The organism is Butyrivibrio sp. INlla14, from assembly GCF_900102515.1.
Lineage (GTDB): Bacteria > Bacillota > Clostridia > Lachnospirales > Lachnospiraceae > Butyrivibrio.
In genome coordinates this window covers 1-1,939 of record NZ_FMVS01000070.1, presented here as the reverse complement: position 1 = coordinate 1,939, position 1,939 = coordinate 1, and the positions used below count along the sequence as shown (strand labels likewise).

1 protein-coding gene is annotated in these 1,939 nt (G+C 43.3%); it reads left to right on the top strand.

Going from position 1 to position 1,939, the window contains the following annotated elements:
* The first annotated feature begins 165 nt into the window (after positions 1–165).
* The gene (locus tag BLO53_RS18830; RefSeq protein WP_092065250.1) at positions 166–1,908 is read left to right on the top strand and encodes an IS1634 family transposase; all 1,743 of its coding nucleotides are present in this window, start codon (positions 166–168) and stop codon (positions 1,906–1,908) included.
* The last annotated feature ends 31 nt before the right edge of the window (positions 1,909–1,939 follow it).

Below are 1,939 nucleotides of genomic sequence, written 5' to 3'. Positions count from 1 at the left end.
CCCTAAAGTCGTAAATTAGATACTCAAAACGATTATTTACTCATTTTTATTGCTTGGCCATATGGCGCAAATCCTTGAGAATACTGACATTTGAGGACTTTTTGTATTGATTTTTATTTGAGTATATATTATAATAAATATATACTCAAATAAGGAGAGTGCCTTATGCCAGCAAAACCATCAGGAGAGATCAAAACAAAAATAGTACGTCAGCCTCAGAAGAACGGTGATATCTACATTCTGGAGAGGCAGACCATCTATGATCCCGACAAAAAATACAACAAAGTACTAAGCAGCAAGCTGATAGCCAAAATCCCAAAAGGGGAAAAAGATCCAGTTCCAACGAGACCTAAAAGGAGCAAAGCTACCAAATCAGATACAGAAACTAAAATTGTATCAGCTAAGCGCATGCATGTCGGGATGATGGACATAATAGATCACATCGGTAAAGTGTCCGGCATTGACGATGCTGTTTATGCATCTACCGACATAGGTACAGCCCAGAAGATCATATCGCTGGCAAGATATCTTCTGGCAACAAACGGGCAGTCCCTGCCAGGCATACAGACCTGGCAGTTCAACCATCCACTGCCGTACGAAGATGGCATATCCGAGGATGTATATCATAACCTGTTCGTTCAGGTTGGACTTGATGAAAGCCTACAGCAGAGTTTCTTTCAGAAGCGCTGTGAATCGCTGTCTGTAGAGGATGCTCTTGCATATGACTCATCTACGATCTCTGTGTATTCAGAGAATCAGAACGATGCAAGGTTCGGATTCAACAAGGCTCACGATGGTCTGAAGACCATCAAGCTGCTGACACTGTATTCCATTGACAGCAGACAGCCTATAGCATTTACAAAACAGCCGGGCAACCTTCCGGATGTTATATCAGTAACCAATGCCATAAAGCAGCTCACGGCTTTAGGTGTAAATACTACAGAAATAGTTACTGATAACGGCTACTATTCTGAGCAGAATCTCTCAGAGCTGTTGCAGGCGGGCTTTGATTTTATCACACTGGCAAAGATCAGCCTCAAATGGATACGTCCCGAGATAGACAGGCATATGGAAGCACTTGATGACTTCCGGACCATATGTCCATTCGATCATGCAACACATGGAGTAACAGTGGTTCTTATGCAGGAATTTAAGAAGATCCGCAAATACTCCAACCATAAAAACGGAGCCGAGAAAGGCTCTGAAGAAACCTTTAAGCGCAGGATCTATCTGCATATATATTTCAACAAATCCAGGCAGACTGACGATAAAACAGCTCTTGATGATGATCTTTACGAGCTTAAAACTCTGCTGGAAAGCGGAACAGCCATTGAGGATCTGGCTCCTGCAGCACAGGAAAAAGCGAGCAAGTATTTCACAGTCAAACGATGGGGTGGCAAAATAACTGCAACTGCCAATAACAAAGCCATCAAGGATGCCAATAAATATCACGGGTACTTTGCGCTCGTCTCCAACAAAGAAAAGGATCCGTTTGAGTGCCTGCGCAAGTACCGTAAAAGAGAGACCATAGAGTCTTTCTTTGAGGCAGAGAAACAGCATGCCGACGGTACACGTGCAAGAGTATGGTACACAGACACTCTAAGAGGCCGTATGTTTGTACAGTTCATCTCGCTGTGCTACTACGAATATTTCAGCGAAGAAATACGCAAGCTCAAGGCAGTTCTCGACAGCGAGATCAACAGCGGGAACTTAAAGAGCGAAGATCTCAAGACCACCAAAAAGCTAAGAACCTGGGTCAACAATACACCTTTATATCTGCAGCTGCAGTGGTTTGATACAGTCGAGCAGGTAGAGATATCTACCAAACTCCGCAGTCGCAGATGGAATACAGAAATAACCTCCTGTGATGCGCTCTATCTGGAAAAAATAGGCCTAAATCAGGAGTGATGATTTGAGTACACATTTAACGACTTTAGGG

Excerpts from the sequence above, each read along its gene's own strand:
- BLO53_RS18830 (WP_092065250.1), top strand. The coding sequence starts at position 166 with ATGCCAGCAAAACCATCAGGAGAGATCAAAACAAAAATAGTACGTCAG.